Raw genomic sequence first — 2642 nt, 5'->3', positions numbered from 1 at the left:
AAGAGGAAGGACGGATGAAGAGGAAGGACAGCCGGGGTCCTGTCCGTCGCCCCGGATGGAGGAGGTCCGGGGTGACACGTTCGGCCGACTGCCGGGGCGGCTGGCTGACCGCCTTTCCATCGATCGTCTCCTCAGAACGGGTAGATCCAGTCCAGCACCCGCACGAACCAGCCCGGCCGCTGGACCTCGTCCACGACGCCGAGCCCGCTGTACTCGATCCGGGCGTCGGCGATAGCCGTGGACAGCACGGTGTTCTTCGTGTCCACGTCCACGCGGCGCACGATCCCGCTCAGCTTCATCACCTGCTTCTCGCTGTTGACCGTCACCTCGCGCCGGCCCTCGATCCGGAGATCGCCGTTGGGCAGGACTTCGGTCACGATGGCCGACATCGTGCCGGTCAGGGTGTCCTCCCGGTTCGTCGCGCCCTTGCCGTCGAACTTGTTCTTGGCGGAGGCGCTGATCGAGAGATCCTGGCCGATCACCTTCTTGAGCGAGAGCCCCGGCAGGCCGATGTTGATGCCGTCGAGGCTGTTGTCGATCGAGGACTCGCGCTCCGCCTTCGTGTCGGCGCTCTTGGACCCCTTGTGCTTCTCCACGATCTTGACCGTGATCAGGTCGCCGACGCGCATGGCCCGCAGGTCTTCGTAGAGGTAGGCGCGGCCGTTCTCCTCCTGCCAGAGGGAGCCGGTCGTCTTGGGCGGCGGGAGCGGCGGCACCTGCAACTGCCCCGGGGACGGCGACTTCTTCCCGCAGGACGCGGCGAGCAGCGCGAGCAGCGCCACGGCCGCAAGACGCGGAATTGATGACCGACGATCGTGGATTGATGATTTCATGAAGGCTTCGCCGAGCGCCACGCTTCAGTCCTTCGATCAACGACCCTCCATCGTCAATCCATTAGAACCCCACCTCGACCAGGCCGGGGCCGCGCACCGTCGCCTGGAGCGGCTTGCCCGAATCGAGGTTCGTGACCGCGACGGTCTGGCCGACGACGCCGGCCGCCTTCGTGAGGCCCGCGGCGCGGATCGTCAGCCCGCCGCGGCGGGCCTCGATGACGACGCGCTCCCCCTTGCGGACCGCGTAGGGGAGGGCCAGGCCCCCCGTCCCGATCGGCCGGTGCGGCGGGAGGGGGCGGACCGCACGGCGACCCGCCGCGTCCTCCACGCGCCGCACGAAGTCGGCGCGCCGCCCCTCCGGCAGCCGGACCATCACGACCGCGAGGTCCTCCGCCGCCAGCACCTCGTCCGTGGCGATCGGCCGGACCGGCGCGACCGCTTCCACCTGCACCTCGACCTCGACCGTCACCGTGAGGCTGCGGACCGGCTTCCCGTCCACGGCCAGGGCGACGAGCATCTGCCGGCGGCCCGACCCCGCCTCGCCCCCCGGCCCCGAGACCCGGATCGTCACCGCGCCGGCCGGCAGCGGCACCGGCGCCGTCGGCTCCAGGAGCCGGACGTCCACCTCGCCCCCGGCGCGCAGGTCGCGCTCCAGGTGGCGGAGGACCGCCGCGCGGACTTCCTCCGGCTCAAGCCGCTGCTCCGCCCGGAGGGGCCGGGGCTCCCCGGCCTCGGTCCCCGCCGCGCCGGCCGCCACCAGCAGCGCCATCCCGACCACCGCCATGAGCCGCGTCATCCCATGCCCTCTCGCCTCACCCCGCGCCTATCGCCTGAGGTTGTTCGCCATCGCCATCATCTCGTCGGAGGCCTGGATGGCCTTGGCGTTGATCTCGTAGCTCCGCTGGGCGATGATCATGTTGACCATCTCCTCGGCGAGGTTGACGTTCGAGCTTTCCAGCATGCCCTGCTGGATGAGGCCGAAGCCCGTGGAGAAGCCGGGCACGCCCTGCAGCGGCGGCCCCGAGGCGAAGCTGTCGAGGAAAAGGTTGTTCCCCACCGCGACCAGGCCGGCGGGGTTGTCGAACCGGACGAGCTGGATCTGCCCCACCTGCGAGGCCTGGGTGACGCCGGGCAGCAGGACCGACACGGTGCCGTCCTGGCCGATGTCCACCTTCAGCGCGCCGGATGGGATGGTGATCGTCGGCGTCAAGAGGTCGCCGTCGCCGGTCACCACGTTGCCGACGTTGTCGCGCTTGAAGGAGCCGTTGCGCGTGTACATGATCGTCCCGTCCGGCCGGCTGATTTGGAAGAAACCCGGACCGTCGATCGCGAGGTCCAGCTCGTTGCCCGTGTGGCGGAGGTTTCCCTGCGCCCACTCCTTGGCGACCGTCGTGGGCCGGACGCCGCCGCCCACCTGCATGCCCACGGGAAAGACGCCCACGTTGGACGAGTTCGTGCCCGGCAGCCGCTGGATCTGGTAGAGCAGGTCGGCGAACTCCGCCCGGCTGCGCTTGAAGCCGTTCGTGTTCACGTTGGCCAGGTTGTGCGCGATCGTGTCGATGTTGAGCTGCTGCGCCGTCATCCCCGTCGCCGAGGTCCACATCGCCCGGATCATCTCAGCCTCCTCCGTCTCCTACTCGATCCTCAATCGCCGATCGGCAATCCCTCGCTCCTCAATCCCACAACCCCGCAATCCTCATCCCCAGGCCGTCGCCCCGGCGCATGCCGGGGCCCTGTCCGTCGCCCCGGCGCACGCCGGGGCCCATCTGGATTCCGGCTTCCGCCGGAATGACGGATGAAGAGGAAGGA

The 2642-nt window shown here is 69.7% G+C and carries 3 protein-coding genes; all 3 read right to left on the bottom strand.

Features of this window, described 5'->3' with window-relative positions; translation table 11 throughout:
- Positions 1-131 precede the first annotated feature (131 nt).
- The 3 genes from AC1U7O_RS10830 to flgG all read right to left on the bottom strand — a co-directional run bounded on the left by AC1U7O_RS10830 (position 132) and on the right by flgG (position 2448).
- Positions 132-833: a flagellar basal body L-ring protein FlgH gene (locus AC1U7O_RS10830; RefSeq protein ID WP_479894790.1), complete on the bottom strand. Its 702-nt coding sequence runs from the start codon at positions 831-833 to the stop codon at positions 132-134.
- A gap of 61 nt (positions 834-894) precedes the next feature.
- Positions 895-1629: a flagellar basal body P-ring formation chaperone FlgA gene (flgA, locus tag AC1U7O_RS10825; RefSeq protein WP_479894789.1), complete on the bottom strand. Its 735-nt coding sequence runs from the start codon at positions 1627-1629 to the stop codon at positions 895-897.
- A 27-nt stretch (positions 1630-1656) separates the two neighbouring features.
- A complete protein-coding gene (gene flgG / locus AC1U7O_RS10820) occupies positions 1657-2448 on the bottom strand; it encodes a flagellar basal-body rod protein FlgG (RefSeq protein ID WP_479894788.1) in 792 nt (263 codons plus the stop codon).
- Positions 2449-2642: the final 194 nt, after the last annotated feature.

It is taken from the genome of Candidatus Nitrospira neuquenensis (assembly GCF_979578155.1).
This window is presented reverse-complemented; position numbering and strand designations above follow the sequence as displayed.